This is a genomic window from Bradyrhizobium sp. GW821-FHT13H06, from assembly GCF_058803975.1.
Window position 1 is genome coordinate 109,531 of sequence record NZ_JBXAPN010000012.1, and the last position, 19,041, is coordinate 128,571.

Consider the following 19,041-nt stretch of genomic DNA (forward strand, 5'->3'; position numbering starts at 1 on the left):
GCTGCCTTATGCGGCGCGACCGATGGTCGAGCGCAGGCGCGGATCGACCACGGTATAGAGAATGTCGACCACCAGATTGATGGTGACGAAGATCAGCGAGACCATCAGCAGGTAGGCGGCCATGATCGGGATATCGACATTTTGCACGGCCTGGACGAACAGAAGTCCCATGCCCGGCCACTGGAACACGGTTTCGGTGATGATGGAAAATGCAATAACCGAGCCAAACTGAAGTCCGGCCACCGTGATCACCGGAATCAGCGTGTTCTTCAGCGCGTGGCCGAAATGGATGGCACGGGTGGTCAGTCCCCGGGCACGTGCGAAGCGGATATAGTCGGTCCGCAGCACTTCCAGCATCTCCGCGCGCACCAGCCGCATGATCAAGGTCATCTGGAACAGGCCGAGTGTGATCGAGGGCATGATCAGTGCCTTCAGTCCGGACAGCGTGAGCAGGCCCGTCGTCCACCAGCCGAGCTTGACCACCTCGCCGCGGCCGAACGAGGGCAACCAGCCCAATGTCACCGCGAACAGATAGATCAGGAGAATGCCGATCAGGAAAGTCGGCAGCGAGATGCCTACAAGCGAAACTGCCTGGAACAGTTTGGCCAGCACGGTGTCGCGTTTGAGCGCCGAATAGACGCCCATCAGGATGCCGAACACCATCGCGAAGACGGTCGCGCAGATCGCAAGCTCCAGTGTCGCGGGCATACGCTCCATCAACAGCGCCGAGACCGGCTGGCGGAACTGGTAGGAAACGCCGAACTTGAACTGCGCGGCATCGGCGAAATAGCGCGCGAACTGTACCGGCACGGGATCGTCGAGGCCGAGCGATTTGCGCACGACCGCGCGCTCGGCCGCCGAGGTGTCGATCGAGACGATCTGGTTGACGGGGTCGCCGGCGAAGCGGAACATCGAGAACGCGATGATGCCGACGGCGAACATGACGCCGATGGCCTGAACGGCGCGGCGAAGAGTGAAAGCGAGCATGCCTTCCACTGTCCTTGGGTGTGCGTGCGGCTGACGTCTTTGCCGGCCGGAAAAGGAATGGTCCCGGACGCCTCACGCGACCGGGACCCTGTGTTCAACTGACGCTATTCCTTCTTGGTCGCCCAGTGGAACATGACCAGATTGTCGGCGCGTTGCGGCAGGTTGACCTTTTTCGATACGCCCCATGCCAGCGCCTGCTGGTGCAGCGGAATGTAGGCCCAGTCCTTCATACCGATTTCGTAGGCCTGCTTGATCAGCTGGTTGCGCTTGGCGGTGTCGGTCTCGACCAGCACCTTGTCGGTGATGGCGTCGAACTCCTTGTTGCAGTAGCCGCCGAGATTGGCCTCGCCGCGCGAGGATTTGGCATCGTCGCGGCAGCCCATGATGTCGTAGAGCACGTTGTGGGAATCCATGGTGCTCGGCGTCCAGCCCAGCAGGTAGAACGAGGTCTGGTAGCCGCCTTGCTTGAGCACCTTGGCGAAGTACTGCGCCTTCGGCTGCGCCAGCAGATTGATCTTGACGCCGATGCGCGCGAGCATGCCGACGACGGCCTGGCAGATCGCGGCGTCGTTGACGTAACGATCGTTCGGGCAGTCCATGGTGACCTCGAAACCGTCGGGGTAACCGGCCTCGGTCAGGAGCTTCTTGGCGCCGTCAGGATCGAATTTCGGCCGCGTGAACTCCTTGGAGAGCGCGAACAGTTCCGGCGCGATCATCAGAGCCGACGGCGTCGACAGGCCGCGCATCACGCGCGTCTTGATCAGCTCGATGTCGATGGCCTTGTAGAAGGCTTCGCGGACGCGGGCATCCTTGAAGGGGTTCTTGCCCTTGATGTTGGAGTAGAGCAGCTCGTCGCGAGTCTGGTCGAAGCCGATGAAGATGGTGCGCAGCTCCGGTCCCTTCAGCACCTGGGCGTTCGGGCTGGAATCGACGCGGGAGATGTCCTGGATCGGCACCGGCTCGATGACGTCGACTTCGCCCGAAAGCAGCGCGGCGACGCGGGTGGCGTCGGAGGCGATCGGGGTGAAGATGATTTCCTTCAAATTGCCTTCGACCTTGCCCCAGTAGTTCGGGTTGGCTTTGAACACCGTCTTCACGCCGGGTTGATGGCTTTCGATGATGAAGGGACCGGTGCCGTTCTCGTGCAGCGAGGCGTAGCTCGGCGTGGTCGCCGCCACCGGGGTCGGATCGACGACGTTGTTCGCCTCGGCCCACTTCTTGTCCATGATGTACCAGACATCCCACGACGAATGCAGGATGGGATTGGGCGAGGGCAGGATGAAATCGACGGTGTAGTCGTCGACCTTGACCACCTTGACGTCGGGCGCAAGGCGGGTCTGCATGTTGGACCCCTTCTTGCGGACGCGGTCGGCGGAGAACAGCACGTCGTCGGCGGTGAAGGGATCGCCGTTGTGGAATTTCACGCCCTTACGCAGATGGAAGCGCCAGCGGGTCGGCTCCGGCGTTTCCCAGCTTTCGGCCAGTGCCGGAATGATCTTGAGGTCCTTGTCGCGCGCGGTGAGGCCCTGATAGACGTGGCCAAGATGGGCGTGGGTGGTGCTCTCGTTCAGGGTGTAGGGATCGAGCGACTTCAGGTCACCCTGATTGGCATAACGTAGCGTCTGGCTTGACGCCGGCGAGACCGCCAACGCAAGCGCACCGGCGAGCGCCGCCGCACACAGACTTTGACCGATTGACATTCTTGACCCTCTCCGCACTGCCACGCCGGTGATTTTTGATTGTTCGGCGGGGTTGACTGATCCATGTTGCCCAGAGTTCTCGACCCGTGCAAGCGCCATTCCAGCAAGGAACGCGCCAAGTTGCACCGCTGTGCAGCAATGCTGACCGTGTCGCCCGGTATGGACGACCATGTCTTTCGACTTTGGTTGACCATGCGGGCGGATTGCCGGACCGAGCATGTCGCGCCGGCATCAGGTCGCTTGCGTTGCACCACAACTCGCGGCGATACTCAGACAGGCCGCTCGAATCTCATCTGGAGGGGACATGAAGGTTAACATCGAAATCGACTGCACCCCCCTCGAGGCTCGCCAGTTCTTCGGTCTGCCGGACGTGGCGCCGATGCAGGCGGCGGTGATGGACAAGTTGCAGCAGCAGGTTCTCAGCAACATCGAGAAGGTCTCGCCGGAGTCCCTGATCCAGAGCTGGTTCACCTTCGATCCCAAGATCGCCGAGCGGTTTCAGGACATGTTCGTCGCGATGGCCGGGCTTGGCGGCACGCGCGGCGGCGACAAGAAGAAATAGTGTCGACCGGACCGGACGGGACGCTGGAGTCGGGCCGGCTTCGTCCGCCAGGTCTCGGCCTGCTGCTGGCCGAAGCCCGTGGACTGTTCGAATTGAATGCGAGCCTGCTGCTGTCGCCGCTCCTGATGCGCGCGCCGAAGGGCGACGGCCATCCGGTGCTGGCGCTGCCGGGCTTTCTCGCCAGCGACCTGTCGATGGTGCCGATGCGGCGCTATCTCAGCGAGCTCGGTTATGAGGCACATGCCTGGCGGATGGGCCGCAATCTCGGCGGGCTCGGGCGGATGCGGGATTCGCTGCGCACTCGCCTGGCCGAAATCCATGCCGCGAGCGAACGCAAGGTCAGCCTGGTCGGGTGGAGCCTCGGCGGCGTCTATGCCCGCGATCTCGCGCTTTGGGCACCCGACAAGGTCCGTTACGTCATCACGCTCGGCAGCCCTTTCGCCAACGACGTGCGGGCGACCAACGCCACGCGGCTTTACGAGGCGCTGTCCGGCGAGCGGGTCGAGGATTTTCCCGAAGCGCGCGAGGCGATCGCTGGTGATCTGCCGGTGCCGACGACGTCGATCTATTCGCGCGCCGACGGCGTCGTGAACTGGCAGACCTGCCTGCTTCGTCCCTCCGCGCGTGCCGAGAACATCGAGGTGCATTTGGCGAGCCACATCGGGCTCGGGGTGAACCCCGCGGCGCTATGGGCCGTGGCAGATCGCCTGGCGCAGCCGGAGGGGGAGTTCCGGCCATTTGACCGGGCAGGGCCGTTTGCCATTGCATATGCCCCGCCGGAACAGGCAGTATCGGCCTGACGAGAAGCGCCGTCCAAGGCGCCCGTCAGATCTTGCGGGAGGGAACCATGGCCGACGGGAAGAAGCTGTCGTCGCTGGACGCGTCGTTTCTCTATCTGGAAACGCCGGAGATGCCGATGCATGTCGGCAGCATGGCGATCTTCCGCCTGCCCGACGATTACAAGGGTGACTTCTTCGAAGACTTCAAGGCAATGATCGTCTCGCGCCTGCACATGGCGCCGATCCTCAAGGCGCGGCTGGAGAAGGCGCCGCTCGACATCGATCATCCCTCCTGGGTCGAGGACGACCAGTTCGACATCGACCGTCACATCTTCCGCGCCAGCCTGCCGCAACCGCGCGACCGCGCCACGCTCGAACGTATCGTCGGCTGGATGCACGCCAAGCTCCTGAACCGCGCCCGCCCGCTCTGGGAGTTCTACGTGTTCGAGGGCATGAAGGACAATGAGGTCGGGCTCTATTCCAAGATGCATCATGCCGCGATCGACGGCGGCGCCGGCGCTGCCCTGACCAACATGATCTATGATATCTCGCCGATTCCGCGGAAGGTCGAGCCGCCGAGGCGAGGAGCGAAGCCCGCTCAGGAGCCGCGTGACATCGCCGCGAACCTGCTCGATTCCTATCAGCAGCTCTTCTCTCAACCGCTCGACGCTTCGCAGACCGCGAAGAACCTGCAATTGCCGCGCACCGGCAAGAGCGACATCGGCTCGATCCTGTTCGACAACGCGATGTACCAGATCGAGAGCGCCGTGCGCTTCGCCGGCAACATCCCGACCGTGCTGAAGAGCGTCTCCGACGTGCTCGGCAAGGTCGCCGATCCCAAGTCGCGCGAGAGCCTCGCCAGCATGGTGTCGCCGCCGACCATGCTCAACAAGACGATCTCGTCGGAGCGGAGCTTTGCCGGCGTGTCGATCCCGCTGTCGCGGGCGAAGGCCCTGGCCAAGCAGGCCGGCGGCAAGCTCAACGACGTGGTGCTGGCGCTCGCCTCCGGCGTGGTCCGGCGCTACCTCCTGCAATATGGCACGCTGCCGGCGAAATCCTTGACTGCCGCCGTGCCGATCTCGCTGCGCGAGGAAGGCAACACCGAGGCCAACAACCAGGTGTTTGGCATGATCTGCGCGATCGCGACCAACCTCGAGGATCCCAAGGCGCGGCTGGAGGCCATCATCGCGCAATCGACCAAGTCCAAGGAGATGTCGCATCCCTTGCGCGCCCTGATGCCGCAGGTCTCCAACATCTCGATGCTGGGCGCGCCGATCATGGTGCAGATCCTGGCGCTGCTCTACAGCCGCTCGAATCTCTCCGACGTGCTGCCGCCCGCCGCCAACATCACGGTGTCCAACGTGCCCGGGCCGCGGCAGACGCTCTATGCCGCCGGTGCCGAGCTGTTGCATATCTTCCCGGTGTCGATCTCGACGCACGGGCAGGCCCTCAACATCACCGTGCAGAGCTATCGCGACCAGCTCGATTTCGGTTTCATCGTCGGCGCCAACATCATTCCGCATGTGCAGGTGATGTGCGATATGTTGCCGGAGGAGTTTGCCGCGCTGGAGGCCGCCTATGCGCGGCCGGCCGCCGATATGAAGGGCGCGGCGGAATAAGGAATCCACGATGATTGAAATGCCGCCGCTCAAGTTCGCGCAGACGAACGGAATCCGCATGGGCTATTACGAGGCGGGCCCGACCGATGACAAGCCACCGCTCGTGCTGTGTCACGGCTGGCCTGAGCTCGCCTTCTCCTGGCGCCACCAGATCAAGGCACTGAGCGAGGCCGGCATCCGGGTAATCGCGCCGGACCAGCGCGGCTATGGCGCGACCGACCGGCCCGAGGCGGTCGAGGATTATGACATGGAGCATTTGACCGGCGATCTCGTCGGTCTGCTCGATCACCTGAATATCGACAAGGCGATCTTCGTGGGCCACGACTGGGGCGGCTTCGTCGTCTGGCAGATGCCGCTGCGTCACCCCTCGCGCGTCGCCGGCGTCGTCGGCGTCAACACGCCGCATTGGGACCGCGCGCCGATCGACCCGATCGCGCTGTTTCGCCAGCGCTTCGGCGACCAGATGTACATCGTCCAGTTCCAGGACCCCGCACGCGAGCCGGACAGGATCTTTGGCAGCCGCGTCGAACAGACCTTCGACGCCTTCATGCGCAAGCCGCTGCCGCGGCCGGCGGCCAAACCGGCGGAGCCGCCGATCGCGGGTGTCGGCGCTTCGTCAAAGACCAATCTGGCGTTTCCGCAGATGATCGCGGCCTATGATGCCAAGGTCGATCCGCGCACGCCGATCCTGTCGGCGGAGGAGAAGAAAGTGTTCGTCGACACGTTCACGAAAACTGGCTTCACGGGCGGCATCAACTGGTATCGCAATTTCACGCGCAATTGGGAGCGCGCGGAGGGATTGGATCATCACATCCACGTCCCGTCGTTGATGATCATGGCCGAGAACGACGCGGTGCTGCCGCCCTCGGCGGCCGACGGCATGGAAAGGCTGATCGCCGACCTCGAGAAGTATCTCGTCAAGGACAGCGGCCATTGGACGCAGCAGGAGAAGCCGGAAGAGGTCAGCGCCAAGCTGATCGAATGGCGTAGAAGGCGGTTTAGGTGAGGATCCGGTCGTCCACGTAAGTCAGACGTCATTCCGGGACGGGCCGAAGGACCGGACTATGGTGCGCAATTGCGCACCTGAGAATCGCGAGATTCCGGGGCTCGATGCTGCGCATCGCCCCGGAATGACGGCAAGAGGGGGAAGCGCTTCAAATGTCATCCAAGAACCGTCTGGACCCGATTCCGCATCCGCCGACCAAGCCGGTGGTCGGCAACATGCTGTCGCTGGATTCGTCCGCCCCCGTGCAGCACCTGACGCGGCTCGCCAAGGAACTGGGTCCGATCTTCTGGCTCGACATGATGGGCTCGCCGATCGTCGTCGTCTCCGGCCACGATCTCGTCGACGAGCTCTCCGACGAGAAGCGGTTCGACAAGACGGTGCGCGGTGCGCTGCGGCGCGTGCGCGCGGTCGGCGGCGACGGCCTGTTCACGGCTGACACCAACGAGCCGAACTGGAGCAAGGCGCACAACATCCTGCTTCAGCCCTTCGGCAACCGCGCCATGCAGTCTTACCACGGAAGCATGGTCGATATCGCCGAGCAGCTGGTCCAGAAATGGGAGCGGCTCAACGCCGACGACGAGATCGACGTCGTCCACGACATGACGGCGCTGACGCTGGACACGATCGGCCTGTGCGGCTTCGACTATCGCTTCAATTCGTTCTACCGGCGCGACTACCATCCCTTCGTCGAGTCGCTCGTGCGCTCGCTCGAAACCATCATGATGACGCGCGGCCTGCCGTTCGAGCAGCTCTGGATGCAGAAGCGCCGCAGGACGCTTGCCGAAGACGTCGCCTTCATGAACAAGATGGTCGACGAGATCATCGCCGAGCGTCGCAAGATCGCGGAGGGCATCGATGACAAGAAGGACATGCTTGCCGCGATGATGACCGGTGTCGACCGCGCGACCGGCGAGCAACTCGACGACGTCAATATCCGCTACCAGATCAACACGTTCCTGATCGCGGGCCACGAGACCACCAGCGGCCTGCTGTCCTACACGCTCTATGCGCTGCTCAAGCACCCTGACATTCTCAAGAAGGCCTATGACGAGGTCGACCGCGTCTTCGGCCCCGATGTCAATGCGAAGCCAACCTATCAGCAGGTGACGCAGCTCACCTACATCACGCAGATCCTGAAGGAGGCGCTGCGGCTGTGGCCGCCGGCGCCGGCCTACGGCATCTCGCCGCTCAGGGACGAGACCATCGGTGGCGGCAGGTACAAGCTCAGAAAGGGCACCTTCACCACCATCCTGGTGACCGCGCTGCATCGCGATCCCTCTGTCTGGGGGCCGAACCCGGACGTGTTCGATCCCGAGAATTTCAGCCGCGAGGCGGAAGCGAAACGGCCGATCAATGCGTGGAAGCCGTTCGGCAACGGCCAGCGCGCCTGCATCGGCCGTGGCTTCGCCATCCACGAGGCTGCGCTCGCGCTTGGCATGATCCTGCAGCGCTTCAAGCTGATCGACCACCAGCGCTACCAGATGCACCTGAAGGAAACGCTGACGATCAAGCCGGAAGGCTTCAAGATCAAGGTGCGTCCGCGCGCCGATCGCGAGCGCGGCGCCTATGGCGGGCCGGTCGCTGCGGCGGCTTCGGCGCCGAAGGCGCCTCGGCAGCCGACGACGCGGCCCGGCCATAACACGCCGATGCTGGTGCTCTACGGCTCCAATCTCGGCACCGCCGAAGAGCTGGCGACGCGCATGGCGGACCTCGCCGAGATCAACGGCTTTGCCGTGCATCTTGGCCCGCTCGACGACTATGTCGGCAAGTTGCCGCAGGAGGGCGGCGTGCTGATCATCTGCGCTTCCTATAACGGCGCACCGCCTGACAATGCGACGCAGTTCGTCAAATGGCTCGGCGGCGACCTGCCGAAGGATACCTTTGCCAAGGTGCGTTACGCCGTGTTCGGCTGCGGCAACAGCGATTGGGCGGCGACCTATCAATCCGTGCCGCGCTTCATCGATGAGCAATTGTCGGCCCACGGTGCGCGGGCGGTCTATCCGCGCGGCGAGGGCGATGCGCGTAGCGATCTCGACGGCCAGTTTCAGAAATGGTTCCCGGCGGCGGCCGAGGTCGCGACCAAGGAGTTCGGTATCGACTGGAACTTCACCCGCACGGCGGAGGACGATCCGCTCTACGCGATCGAGCCGGTGGCGGTGACCGCCGTCAACACCATCGTCGCCCAGGGCGGCGCGGTGGCGATGAAGGTGCGGGTCAATGACGAGCTCCAGAACAAGAGTGGCCCGCATCCGTCGGAGCGCTCGACGCGCCACATCGAGGTGCAGTTGCCGTCCGACATCACCTATCGCGTCGGCGATCATTTGAGCGTGGTTCCGCGCAACGATCCGAGGCTGGTGGATTCGGTGGCCCGCCGCTTCGGTTTCCTGCCGGCCGACCAGATCAGATTGCAGGTCGCCGAAGGCCGTCGTGCGCAATTGCCGGTCGGCGAGGCCGTGTCGGTCGGCCGTCTGCTCAGCGAGTTCGTCGAACTCCAGCAGGTCGCGACGCGCAAGCAGATTCAGATCATGGCGGAGCACACCCGCTGCCCCGTCACCAAGCCGAAGCTGCTGGCGTTCGTCGGCGAGGAGGCGGAGCCGCTCGAGCGCTACCGCACCGAGATCCTGGCCAGACGCAAATCGGTGTTCGACCTGCTGCTCGACTATCCGGCCTGCGAATTGCCGTTCCACGTCTACCTTGAAATGCTTTCGCTGCTGGCGCCGCGCTATTACTCGATCTCCTCCTCGCCGTCGGTCGATCCGGCGCGTTGCAGCATCACGGTCGGCGTGGTCGAAGGGCCGGCCGCCTCGGGCCGTGGCGTCTATAAAGGCATCTGCTCGAGCTACCTCGCCAATCGACGTGCCGGCGATGTGATCTACGCCACCGTGCGTGAGACCAAGGCCGGTTTCCGGCTGCCCGATGATCCCTCCGTGCCGATCATCATGATCGGCCCGGGCACGGGCCTGGCGCCGTTTCGCGGCTTTCTCCAGGAGCGTGCCGCGCGCAAGGCCAAGGGCGCGGTGCTCGGGCCATCCATGCTGTTCTTCGGCTGCCGCCATCCCGATCAGGATTTTCTCTATGCCGACGAGCTGAAGGCACTGGCGGCCGGCGGCATCACCGAGCTCTTCACGGCATTCTCGCGCGCGGATGGACCGAAGACCTATGTGCAGCATGTGCTCGCCGCCCAGAAGGACAAGGTCTGGCCATTGATCGAGCAGGGCGCGATCATCTATGTCTGCGGCGACGGCGGCAGGATGGAGCCCGATGTGAAGGCGGCGCTGGTTGCGATCCAGCGCGAGAAGACCGGCCGCGACGCCGCCACGGCTGCGCGCTGGATCGAGGAGATGGGCGCGAAGAACCGCTATGTGCTGGATGTCTGGGCGGGTGGGTGACGGCCCGCCCGATCGTGCTAAACGTCTGGCATGATTCCCTGGGAAAAGATCGACACCGCCAAAATCCCCGGCTCCGACGAGGAACTCCGCCTGATGCGACGGGGCAAGGAGTTTTCCATCAAGCTCGGCAGCAACGAGCTGATGAACAATCGCCTGTCGGGCTCGGAGGCCGCGCTCGCGACGCTCGCGGCGAAGCAGATCGAGCAAGTCGCAAAACCCGTCATCCTCATTGGTGGCCTCGGCATGGGGTTTACACTGCGCGCGGCGCTCGCTGTGCTCGGAAGCAAGGCGAAGATCATTGTCGCCGAGCTCGTGCCCGCGGTTGTGGCCTGGGCGCGAGGTCCGATGGCGGAGGTCTTTGGCGACAGTCTCGATGATGCCAGGGTGAGCATCCGCGAAACTGACGTCGGCGAGATTATCCGCGCGCAGCGCTCTGCGTTCGATGCCATTCTCCTCGACGTCGATAACGGGCCGGAAGGGCTGACCCGGAAAGGCAATGATGCCCTCTATGATGCGAGCGGGTTGAAGGCGGCTAAGACGGCGCTGCGGCCTGGCGGTGTGCTGGCGGTGTGGTCGTCCGGCCCCAACGCGGCCTTCACCAAGCGGCTCCGTACTGCCGGCTTCGGCGTCAACGAGGTCAACATCCGTGCCACCGGCAGAGGTGGCGGCGCGCGCCACGTGATCTGGATCGCGCGGAAGACCTAAGCCGCCTGCGCCGCCGCCCCGTGCGCATGCTTGTCGATGGCGTCGATGATTTCGGCCCAGAACCGCATCGGCAGGGCATGACCCATGCCTTCGATCATCAGCAGCTTGGCATTCGGGATTGACGCCGCCGTGTCCTTGCCGCCTTCGGGATGGACCAGCGGATCGACCGTGCCGTGGATCACCAGCGTCGGCGTCTTCACGCTATGCAGGCGCTCCTTGCGGCTGCCGGAGGCCAGCACGGCACGGAGTTGCCGGCCGACGCCGGCCGGATTGAGCCCGCGCGCGAACACGCGCTCGGCACGTTCGAGGTCGAGCGCTTCCTCTTCCGGAAAAGAACCGGCGCGCAAAATCTTCCAGGTCTGGCCGAAGCGGACGATGAACTCCTCCTTGCTGCGTGGCGGCGGCGCCATCAGCATCGCGGCGGCCTCGCGGGTCGGCGGCGGTATACGCGGATTACCCGTGGTCGACATGATCGATGTCAGCGAACGCACGCTGTGCGGAAACGACAGCGCCACCTCCTGTGCGATCATGCCGCCCATGGAGGCGCCGACCAGATGCGCCGACTTGATGCCGAGTGCGTCCATCAAGCCGACCGTGTCCTTGGCCATGTCGATCAGCTTGTAGGTTGCGGCCACGGGAATCCTAAGGAAACGCAGCTTCAGCAGCTCGAGCGGGGTCAGGCGCTTGCCGCCCGTGAGATGGCTCGACTTGCCGATGTCCCTGTTGTCGAAGCGGATGACGCGGAAGCCGCGCGCGGCGAGCTGCTCGCAGAACGCATCGTCCCAATGGATCATCTGCGCCCCGAGCCCCATGATCAGCAGCAACGGCTCGGCATTGTCGTTGCCGAAAATCTCGTAGCAGATGTCGATGCCATTGGCGCGGACGGTGTGGGGCGGCTGATGGGCGGTCACGGGCGCGGTCCCTCCTGCTGGTCGATGCTGTATCGCACGGTTTCGTTCCGCGAAGAAGCCGCGAGCGCGACACCGCGCCCGCTGCTTGCCGGTTGACCGGCATCTCGCAACGGTGTGGTATGGCGAGAAAAGAAGGGTGCAAAGCCCTCTACATGGGAGGACGCTGATGACCGACAAGATCACGGATCCGGTCGCCTTGTGGCAGAAGATGGTCGGCGAGATGGAGAAGGGTTTCAACTCTTTCGCGACCAAGGCGATGGAGACGCCCGAGTTCTCGCAAGCCGTGAACCGCGCCGGCGGCGTTGCTGCAGGTGCTCAGAAGCAATTTGGCGATCTCATGGAGAAATACCTGCTCTCCATGAACCTGCCGAGCCGCGAGCAGATGACCGGTATCGCGGAGCGGCTTCAGTCGATTGAAGGGCAACTCGGCGAAATCAAGTCGATGCTGAGCCAGATGTCGGCCAGTTCGGGTGCGCAGCAGGGCGGCGTCGCTCCGCGTCCGCCGCGGACGAAACGTCCGCCGTCCGAAGGCGGAGAGCAAAAATGAACGCGCCGACGGGACTTGATTTCGCGTCCATCCCGGAGCGCATCCAGTCCGAAGTGCAGCGCGCGATCCAGCGCAGCATCAAGGGCGTCGAGTATTTCTCGACCTCGGGCCCTTCGCTCGGCTCGACACCGAAGGACGTGCTGCATTCGCGCGGAACCATGAGCCTCTACCACTATCGGCCGATGTCGGACGAGATCTACCGCGTGCCGGTGCTGATCGTGATGGCGACGACCAACCGCGGCTACATCCTCGACCTCGTGCCCGGCCAGAGCTTCATCGAGTTCCTGCTGAGGCGCGGCTACGACGTCTACATGCTGGACTGGAGCGCGCCGCGGCCTGAGGAAAGAAACCTGCGCATGGAGGACTATGTCCTCGACTTCATCCCGGACTGCATCCGCCGCGTGCAAGCCGATTCCGGCGAGCAGGACGTCTCCGTCATCGGCTATTGCTTCGGCGGCGTGCTGTCGTTGCTCTACGGCTCGATCCACAAGGACGGGCCGATGAAGAATTTGATCTGCTTCACCACGCCGATCGACTTCCGCGAGATGAAGTTGTTTTCGAATTTCTCCGACCGCCGCTATTTCGACGTCGATCGTCTCGTCGACAGCGTGGGAAACGTGCCGCCGGAGATGATCCTGTCCTCGTTCGAGATGCTGCGCCCGGCCTCGCGCACGGCGAGCCAGATCCAGCTTTGGGAGAACATCTGGAACGACGAGTTCGTCAAGTCCTACCGCATGTTCGACCGCTGGGCGACCGACACGCTGCCGCTGGCAGGCGAGTATTTCCGCGCCATCACCAAGGACCTGATGTGGGACAACAAGCTGTTCAACGACACCATGTCGGTTGGCGGCCGGGCGGCGAGGCTGGAAGATATCACGGTACCGATCCTGCATGCGGTCGCCGAGCACGACCACATCGTGCCGTATGAGGCCGCCAAACATCTGATCGCCAAGGTCGGCTCGGCGGACAAGGAGGAGGTGATCCTGAAGGGTGGTCACGTCTCTCTCGTCGCGGGCGCCAACGCGGTGAAGCGACTGTGGCCGAAACTGGATTCCTGGCTGGGGAAGAGATCGACATGAGTGAGCAGCGTTCCTACCCGCGTCAGGTCGACACCGAGGCCGGCGCCATCGAGATCCGCTTGATGTCGCCTGCGGACGAGGCCGCCGTGCTGGCCTTCGGCAAGGGCCTGCCGACCCACGATCTGCTGTTCCTCCCCCGCAACATCAGCGAGCCGAAGGTCCTGTCGGCGTGGGTCAAGGAGATCGAGCGCGGCGCGATCCAGAGTCTGCTTGCGGTGAGAGAGGGCAGGGTGGTCGGTTGCGGCACGCTGGTGCGCGATCCGCATTCCTGGTCGCCGCATGTCGGCGAGATCCGGATGGTGGTATCGCCCGATGTCCGCGGCAAGGGAGTGGGCAAGGCGCTCTCGCAGGAGACCTTTGCACTCGCGCTCGGCGCCGGCCTGGAGAAGCTCTCGGTCCAGATGACCGTCGATCAGCCGGCGGCGATCGCCCTGTTCGAAAGCCTCGGCTTCAAGGCCGAGGCGCTGCTGCGCGACCATGTCCGGGATGTCGACGGCAAGACCCACGACATCGTCGTGCTCGGTCACAACATCGCGCAGGTCCAGGCCCAGATGGAGGCGTATGGGGTGCCGGGCGCTGTCCAGCACTAGGAGCGCCCGCTCAGCATTCGGTTCAAATCGGGCCCATCATCGCACCGGTTGGCTAAAGAGGCATCATGATGCCTCTTGCCGAGGCTTGTCACACTTTTGTGATGGTGCGTCGCAATATGTATGTTGCATCGCACAATTAACTATGCCATACAGATGGCTGCCCCGGGCCAATGAGGACGGGGTGAGCCCATAGCTCAGATCAATGAGGATGGAGAGAACCCCATGACCACTGAAACCAACACCGCGTTCGAGGGCTTCAAGGACGCTTTCAAGAACATCCAGAATCTGGAAGTTCCCGAGGCCGCCCGCGAATTCGTCAAGAAGACTGCCAACACTGCCAAGGACCGTGCCGCGGAGGCCTTCGCCGGCTCCGAGCGGGTGACCGCCGCTGTCGAGAACGCAGTGGCCGAATCCGTCGCCGAGGCCGGCAAGATCAGCCGCAATATCCAGCAGGCGATCTACGAGGACGCCGAGGCGTTCTTCTCGGGCATCGACAAGCTGGCGTCGGCAAAATCGATCAGCGAAGCCGTCGAGATCCAGTCGAGCCTGCTCCGTGCCCGCGGCGAAGTGTTCGTCTCGCGTGCAAAGGCGACCGCCGACTATTTCGGCAACCTCGCCGCCAACGGCGCGAAGTCCGCTCAGGACAATTTCGCCAAGGTCTACAACAAGACCGCCTGATTTGACGCCTGAGTCGAAACTGAATTTGAGGCCCGCTCCGGCGGGCCTTTTGTTTGTCGGCTTCGTCGCCTCAACCGTCATTCCGGGCGATGCGAAGCATCGAACCCGGAATCTCGAGATTCTCAGGTGCGCAATTGCGCACCATAGTTCGGTCCTGCGGACCGCCCCGGAATGACGTACTCTCAAACCGTCATGACTCCACCCGCCACCTTCTCCTTCGATACCCCCGGCGATGCCGAACGCGCGGCCGAGCTGCGCCGCGTGAAAACCCTGGCGACGCTGGTGCTGGCCTCGACGCTTCTGCTCTTCATCGTCGCGAAATGGCTTCTTCCAGTGCATCCCGTGTTCGGCTTCGTCGCAGCCTTCGCGGAAGCGGCGACCATCGGTGGTCTCGCCGATTGGTATGCGGTGGTCGCGCTGTTCAAGCGGCCGCTCGGCCTGCCGATCCCGCACACGGCGATCATCCAGAGCAATCAGGCCCGTATCGCCGACAAGCTCGGCGAATTCATCCAGGTGCATTTCCTCGAAGCCGGCCCCGTCGAGGCCAAGCTGAAGGAGATCGATTTCGGCTCCTTCGTTGCGGACTGGCTGCGTGACCGCAAGCGTAGCGATGATCTGGCGCGGTTCGCGCTGCGCCTGCTCCCGGAGGCCGTTTCCGCCACCGAAAGCTCCGGTCTGATGAGCTTCGTCATCCGCCGCATGTCATCGCAGCTCCAGGCGATCGATCTGGCGCCGCTCGCGGCCGGCACGCTGCGCGGCTTCGTCGCGGAGGGACGGCATCAGATCCTGTTCGACGATCTCCTGCGTGTGATGCACGACACGCTGAACCAGAAGGAAACGATGGCGATGATCCGCGAGAAGGTGCGCGCGGAGTTGCCGACCCTGCTCAGGCTCTATCGCGCCGACAAGTTTCTGGTGAACAAGATCGTGGCCTCAGCCACCGCTTTCTTCAACGAGGTGCGCAGCGATCCCAAGCATCCGTTCCGCGGCGAGTTCGATCGCATGGTGCTGAGCTTCGTCGATCGGCTCGGCACCGATCAGGCCTATGTCGATCGCATCGACGGCTTGAAGCGCGATCTGCTTGCGCGTCCCGAGCTTGCCGAACTCGCCCGCACCGTCTGGGCCAACACGCGCTCCTTCATCGAGCGCAGCGCGAGCGGCGAGACGCAGGTGCTGCAGCATCATCTCGTCGGGATGTTCGTCGCGGCCGGCGACGCGCTCGCCGGCGATGCCGAACTGCGCGGCGAGATCAACAAGGGCCTGGTGAGGGTGCTGCGCAGCTTCGTTGCCGACCAGAAGAAGGGCGTCTCCACCTTCATCTCTGATCAGGTCAAGGCGTGGAATATGACGCAGCTGATCTCGCTGATCGAAATCAATATCGGCCGGGACCTGCAATACATCCGCTTCAATGGTTCGCTGATCGGCGGTCTCGCCGGTCTCGCGCTCTACTCCGCAGAATTCCTGCTTCGATTGCTGTGACTTTCGCGTCACGGCCGTTAGCATTACCGCGCGGGCCTATTGCCGCCGCGCATCTCTCCCGCTTGAATGTCAGGAACCGGCCGCCTAGCTGATTCATGTTGCGCTGCGGAACGTTCGAGAAGCTGGTGCATTGGAATTCAAGCCAATTTGCCGGCTTCGCAGCCGGCGTCCTTTCCAGGAAGTCTTTCCAGGGGAAACATCGATGACCGCTACCGCCCAGACGCTGCGTCCGCCGTCCCGTACCCTGATGTTTCTGGAGGGGCGCGCGCTTCACGAGTTCGGCGCATTCCTCGGCGCGCTGCCGCTCCTCAGCCTCGCGCCACGCGGTGATGGGCATCCGGTGCTGGTGCTCCCCGGCCTCGTGGCCTCCGACGTGTCCACGCGTGCGCTGCGCACGTTTTTGACCAGCAAGGGCTATGCGGTGAGCGGCTGGCGTCAGGGTCGCAATTACGGCCTGCGTGAAGGCGTGCAGGACGCAATGGTCGATCTGGTGCGGGAGCTCAGCGACAAACACGCGCGCAAGATCAGCCTGGTCGGCTGGAGCCTCGGCGGTCTCTATGCCCGCCAGCTCGCCAAGATGATGCCGGAGCGCGTGCGGCAGGTGATCACGCTCGGCAGTCCCTTCGCCGGCGATCCGCGCTCGACCAACGCCTGGCGCGTCTACGAATGGGCCAGCGGGCACAAGGCCGATGAGGTCGATCCGCGTTTCGGGGGAGAGCTTGCCGCTCCACCGCCGGTGCCGACCACCGCCATCTTCAGCCGTACCGACGGCATTTGCGCCTGGCAGGGCTGCATGGAGAAACCGGGCGCACAGACCGAGAGCATCGAGGTGGAAAGCAGCCATTGCGGCATGGGCCATCATCCTGCCGTCGTCTATGCCGTGGCCGAGCGGCTCGCGCAGAAGGAGGGCCAGTGGCTCCCGTTCGATCGCAGCGGCTGGCGCAGCCTGGCGTATCCCGATCCGCATAGGTAGCTCGTTCTCCTCTTCGTCTCGCACGAGAATGGAAGAGGCGAGTCGCTTCCGTCCATTGTCGCAGCCACGCCAAACGCGCTATGCCTCGCGCATGGCGCATCCGCTTTCCCGCATCATCGACCAGCTCAAGCGCGAGCCCTCGCGCACCGGCTCCATCGTCATCACCGTGTTCGGCGATGCCATCGTGCCGCGCGGCGGCTCAGTGTGGCTGGGGACGCTGCTGGAATTCTTCGAAAGCGTGGATATCGACAGCGGCGTGGTCCGCACCGCGATGTCGCGGCTTGCTGCCGACGGCTGGCTGACGCGCGAAAAGGTCGGGCGAAACAGTTTCTATCGCCTGGCCGATAAGGGCAGGCAGACCTTTGAAGCTGCCACGCGCCACATCTACGATCCGCCGCCATCGGACTGGACCGGCCGTTTCGAGCTGCTGCTGATCGGCAATGGCGAGGACCGCGACGCCTCACGCGAGGCGCTGCGCAATGCCGGCTTCGGCAGTCCGCTGCCGGGCGTCTGGGTCGCGCCGTCGGGCGTGCCGGTACCGGACGAGGCTGCGGGCGCCATCCGTCTCGAAGTCTCGGCTGAGGATGACAGCGGGCGTCGCCTGCTCAGCGCGAGCTGGCCGCTCGATCGCACCGCGGATGCCTATCTGAAATTCATGAAGACGTTCGAGCCGCTCCGCGCCGCGATCGCGCGCGGTACTGAATTGTCCGAGGCCGAAGCCTTCACCGCGCGGATCCTGTTGATCCACTACTATCGCCGTGTCGTGCTGCGCGACCCGCTGCTGCCCGAAGGCCTGTTGCCCGCGGATTGGCCGGGAAGGGCGGCCCGCGCGCTCTGCGGCGAGATCTATCGCGCGCTCCTCGCTGCATCGGAACAATGGCTCGACGGCCATGGAATCAACGAGAAGGGGCCGTTACCGGCGGCCCGGAAGCTCCTGGAACGGAGGTTCGATTCCTGATTGTTATGTTACAGAAATATCTTGCATGATGTAATTTCTGTTATATATTGTCTCCCAATAAATCGGGAGGATGCGCATGTATACCCAGGCGCTGAACACGGCCGAGACCGACGATCGCGGTCTCGAGGACGCGGTGAAGGCTGCGCAGTTCCAGGCTCGCATCGATGCCGAGGAACGCATCGAGCCGAACGACTGGATGCCGGCGGCCTATCGCAAGACGCTCACCCGCCAGATCTCGCAGCACGCCCATTCCGAGATCGTGGGCATGCTGCCCGAAGGCAACTGGATCACCCGTGCGCCGACGTTGCGCCGCAAGGCCGCGCTGCTCGCCAAGGTGCAGGACGAGTGCGGCCACGGGCTCTATCTTTACGCGGCGGCCGAGACGCTCGGCACCTCGCGCGAGGAGCTGGTCGACGCGATGCTCGCGGGCAAGGCGAAATATTCCTCGATCTTCAATTATCCGACGCTGACCTGGGCCGACATCGGCACGATCGGCTGGCTGGTCGACGGCGCGGCGATCATGAACCAGATCCCGCTGTGCCGATGCTCCTACGGTCCTTATGCACGCGCGATGATCCGCGTCTGCAAGGAGGAGTCGTTCCATCAGCGCCAGGGCTACGAAATCATGGTGACGCTGTGCCGCGGCTCCGACGAGCAGAAGGCGATGGCTCAGGACGCGCTGAACCGCTGGTGGTGGCCGGTGCTGATGATGTTCGGCCCGCCGGATGTCGCGAGCCAGCACAGCGACACCTCGACGCGGTGGAAGATCAAGCGCTTCTCCAATGACGAGCTGCGCCAGAAGTTCGTCGATGCCACCGTACCGCAGGCGCAATATCTCGGCCTTACCATTCCCGATCCCGGCATGACGCAGGATGCGGACGGACACTGGCGCTACAGCGAGATCGACTGGACCGAATTCAAGCAGGTGCTCGCCGGCAATGGCCCCTGCAACCGCGACCGCATGGCGGCGCGCCGCAAGGCGCACGAGGACGGCGCCTGGGTGCGCGAGGCGGCAGCCGCCTATGCCGCCAAGCGCGCGCGGCGTCAGACCTCGCAGGCTGCAGAATAGGGAGATCAAG

General features: G+C 63.9%; 17 protein-coding genes. 14 read left to right on the forward strand and 3 right to left on the reverse strand.

Annotated elements, in window-relative coordinates:
- Positions 1-6: 6 nt before the first annotated feature.
- Positions 7-987, reverse strand: coding sequence for an ABC transporter permease (locus AC1RQP_RS34535; RefSeq protein ID WP_492941651.1), 981 nt, complete (start codon positions 985-987; stop codon positions 7-9).
- Positions 988-1,091: 104 nt separating this feature from the next.
- The gene (locus AC1RQP_RS34540; RefSeq protein WP_239622213.1) at positions 1,092-2,687 is read right to left on the reverse strand and encodes an ABC transporter substrate-binding protein; all 1,596 of its coding nucleotides are present in this window, start codon (positions 2,685-2,687) and stop codon (positions 1,092-1,094) included.
- A 304-nt stretch (positions 2,688-2,991) separates the two neighbouring features.
- Between AC1RQP_RS34540 and AC1RQP_RS34545 the strand changes: the two genes are divergently transcribed.
- The 6 genes from AC1RQP_RS34545 (at position 2,992) to AC1RQP_RS34570 (ending at position 10,747) form a co-directional block, all read left to right on the forward strand.
- Positions 2,992-3,249 (forward strand): DUF6489 family protein, encoded by a 258-nt coding sequence (locus tag AC1RQP_RS34545; RefSeq protein ID WP_239622214.1) that lies wholly within the window; start codon positions 2,992-2,994, stop codon positions 3,247-3,249.
- Positions 3,249-4,049 carry an esterase/lipase family protein gene (locus AC1RQP_RS34550; RefSeq protein ID WP_492941654.1) on the forward strand — a complete coding sequence of 267 codons (801 nt, stop codon included), beginning with the start codon at positions 3,249-3,251 and terminating at the stop codon, positions 4,047-4,049. The genes AC1RQP_RS34545 and AC1RQP_RS34550 overlap by 1 nt, the downstream gene beginning before the upstream one ends.
- A 47-nt stretch (positions 4,050-4,096) precedes the next feature.
- The gene (locus AC1RQP_RS34555) at positions 4,097-5,647 is read left to right on the forward strand and encodes a WS/DGAT/MGAT family O-acyltransferase (protein ID WP_492941656.1); all 1,551 of its coding nucleotides are present in this window, start codon (positions 4,097-4,099) and stop codon (positions 5,645-5,647) included.
- Between the two features lie 10 nt (positions 5,648-5,657).
- Positions 5,658-6,653: an alpha/beta fold hydrolase gene (locus AC1RQP_RS34560; RefSeq protein WP_492941658.1), complete on the forward strand. Its 996-nt coding sequence runs from the start codon at positions 5,658-5,660 to the stop codon at positions 6,651-6,653.
- Between the two features lie 152 nt (positions 6,654-6,805).
- Positions 6,806-10,042, forward strand: coding sequence for a bifunctional cytochrome P450/NADPH--P450 reductase (locus AC1RQP_RS34565; RefSeq protein ID WP_492941660.1), 3,237 nt, complete (start codon positions 6,806-6,808; stop codon positions 10,040-10,042).
- 30 nt (positions 10,043-10,072) lie between these two features.
- Positions 10,073-10,747: a spermidine synthase gene (locus AC1RQP_RS34570; RefSeq protein ID WP_492941662.1), complete on the forward strand. Its 675-nt coding sequence runs from the start codon at positions 10,073-10,075 to the stop codon at positions 10,745-10,747.
- On the opposite strand, the gene AC1RQP_RS34575 is transcribed toward AC1RQP_RS34570, so the two are convergent.
- Entirely contained in the window at positions 10,744-11,658 is a 915-nt protein-coding gene (locus tag AC1RQP_RS34575; protein WP_492941664.1) for an alpha/beta fold hydrolase, read from the reverse strand. The two genes, AC1RQP_RS34570 and AC1RQP_RS34575, sit on opposite strands and share 4 nt — an antisense overlap.
- A gap of 166 nt (positions 11,659-11,824) precedes the next feature.
- Here AC1RQP_RS34575 and AC1RQP_RS34580 point away from each other — a divergent pair, with 166 nt between their 5' ends.
- From AC1RQP_RS34580 to paaA, 8 genes are all read left to right on the forward strand, one after another.
- On the forward strand, positions 11,825-12,205 hold the full coding sequence (locus tag AC1RQP_RS34580) for a hypothetical protein (protein ID WP_492941666.1): 381 nt from the start codon (positions 11,825-11,827) through the stop codon (positions 12,203-12,205).
- Positions 12,202-13,284 carry a PHA/PHB synthase family protein gene (locus tag AC1RQP_RS34585; RefSeq protein WP_492941668.1) on the forward strand — a complete coding sequence of 361 codons (1,083 nt, stop codon included), beginning with the start codon at positions 12,202-12,204 and terminating at the stop codon, positions 13,282-13,284. The genes AC1RQP_RS34580 and AC1RQP_RS34585 overlap by 4 nt, the downstream gene beginning before the upstream one ends.
- On the forward strand, positions 13,281-13,874 hold the full coding sequence (locus tag AC1RQP_RS34590; RefSeq protein ID WP_492941670.1) for a GNAT family N-acetyltransferase: 594 nt from the start codon (positions 13,281-13,283) through the stop codon (positions 13,872-13,874). The genes AC1RQP_RS34585 and AC1RQP_RS34590 overlap by 4 nt, the downstream gene beginning before the upstream one ends.
- A 222-nt stretch (positions 13,875-14,096) precedes the next feature.
- Complete coding sequence (locus AC1RQP_RS34595; RefSeq protein WP_492941672.1) at positions 14,097-14,552, forward strand: phasin; 456 nt, start codon at positions 14,097-14,099, stop codon at positions 14,550-14,552.
- A 192-nt stretch (positions 14,553-14,744) separates the two neighbouring features.
- Entirely contained in the window at positions 14,745-16,031 is a 1,287-nt protein-coding gene (locus AC1RQP_RS34600; protein WP_492941805.1) for a DUF445 domain-containing protein, read from the forward strand.
- A gap of 202 nt (positions 16,032-16,233) precedes the next feature.
- Positions 16,234-17,004 (forward strand): esterase/lipase family protein, encoded by a 771-nt coding sequence (locus AC1RQP_RS34605; RefSeq protein ID WP_492941674.1) that lies wholly within the window; start codon positions 16,234-16,236, stop codon positions 17,002-17,004.
- A gap of 91 nt (positions 17,005-17,095) precedes the next feature.
- A complete protein-coding gene (gene paaX / locus AC1RQP_RS34610; RefSeq protein WP_492941676.1) occupies positions 17,096-17,962 on the forward strand; it encodes a phenylacetic acid degradation operon negative regulatory protein PaaX in 867 nt (288 codons plus the stop codon).
- A gap of 76 nt (positions 17,963-18,038) precedes the next feature.
- Positions 18,039-19,031, forward strand: coding sequence for a 1,2-phenylacetyl-CoA epoxidase subunit PaaA (gene paaA / locus AC1RQP_RS34615; protein ID WP_492941678.1), 993 nt, complete (start codon positions 18,039-18,041; stop codon positions 19,029-19,031).
- Positions 19,032-19,041 lie beyond the last annotated feature (10 nt).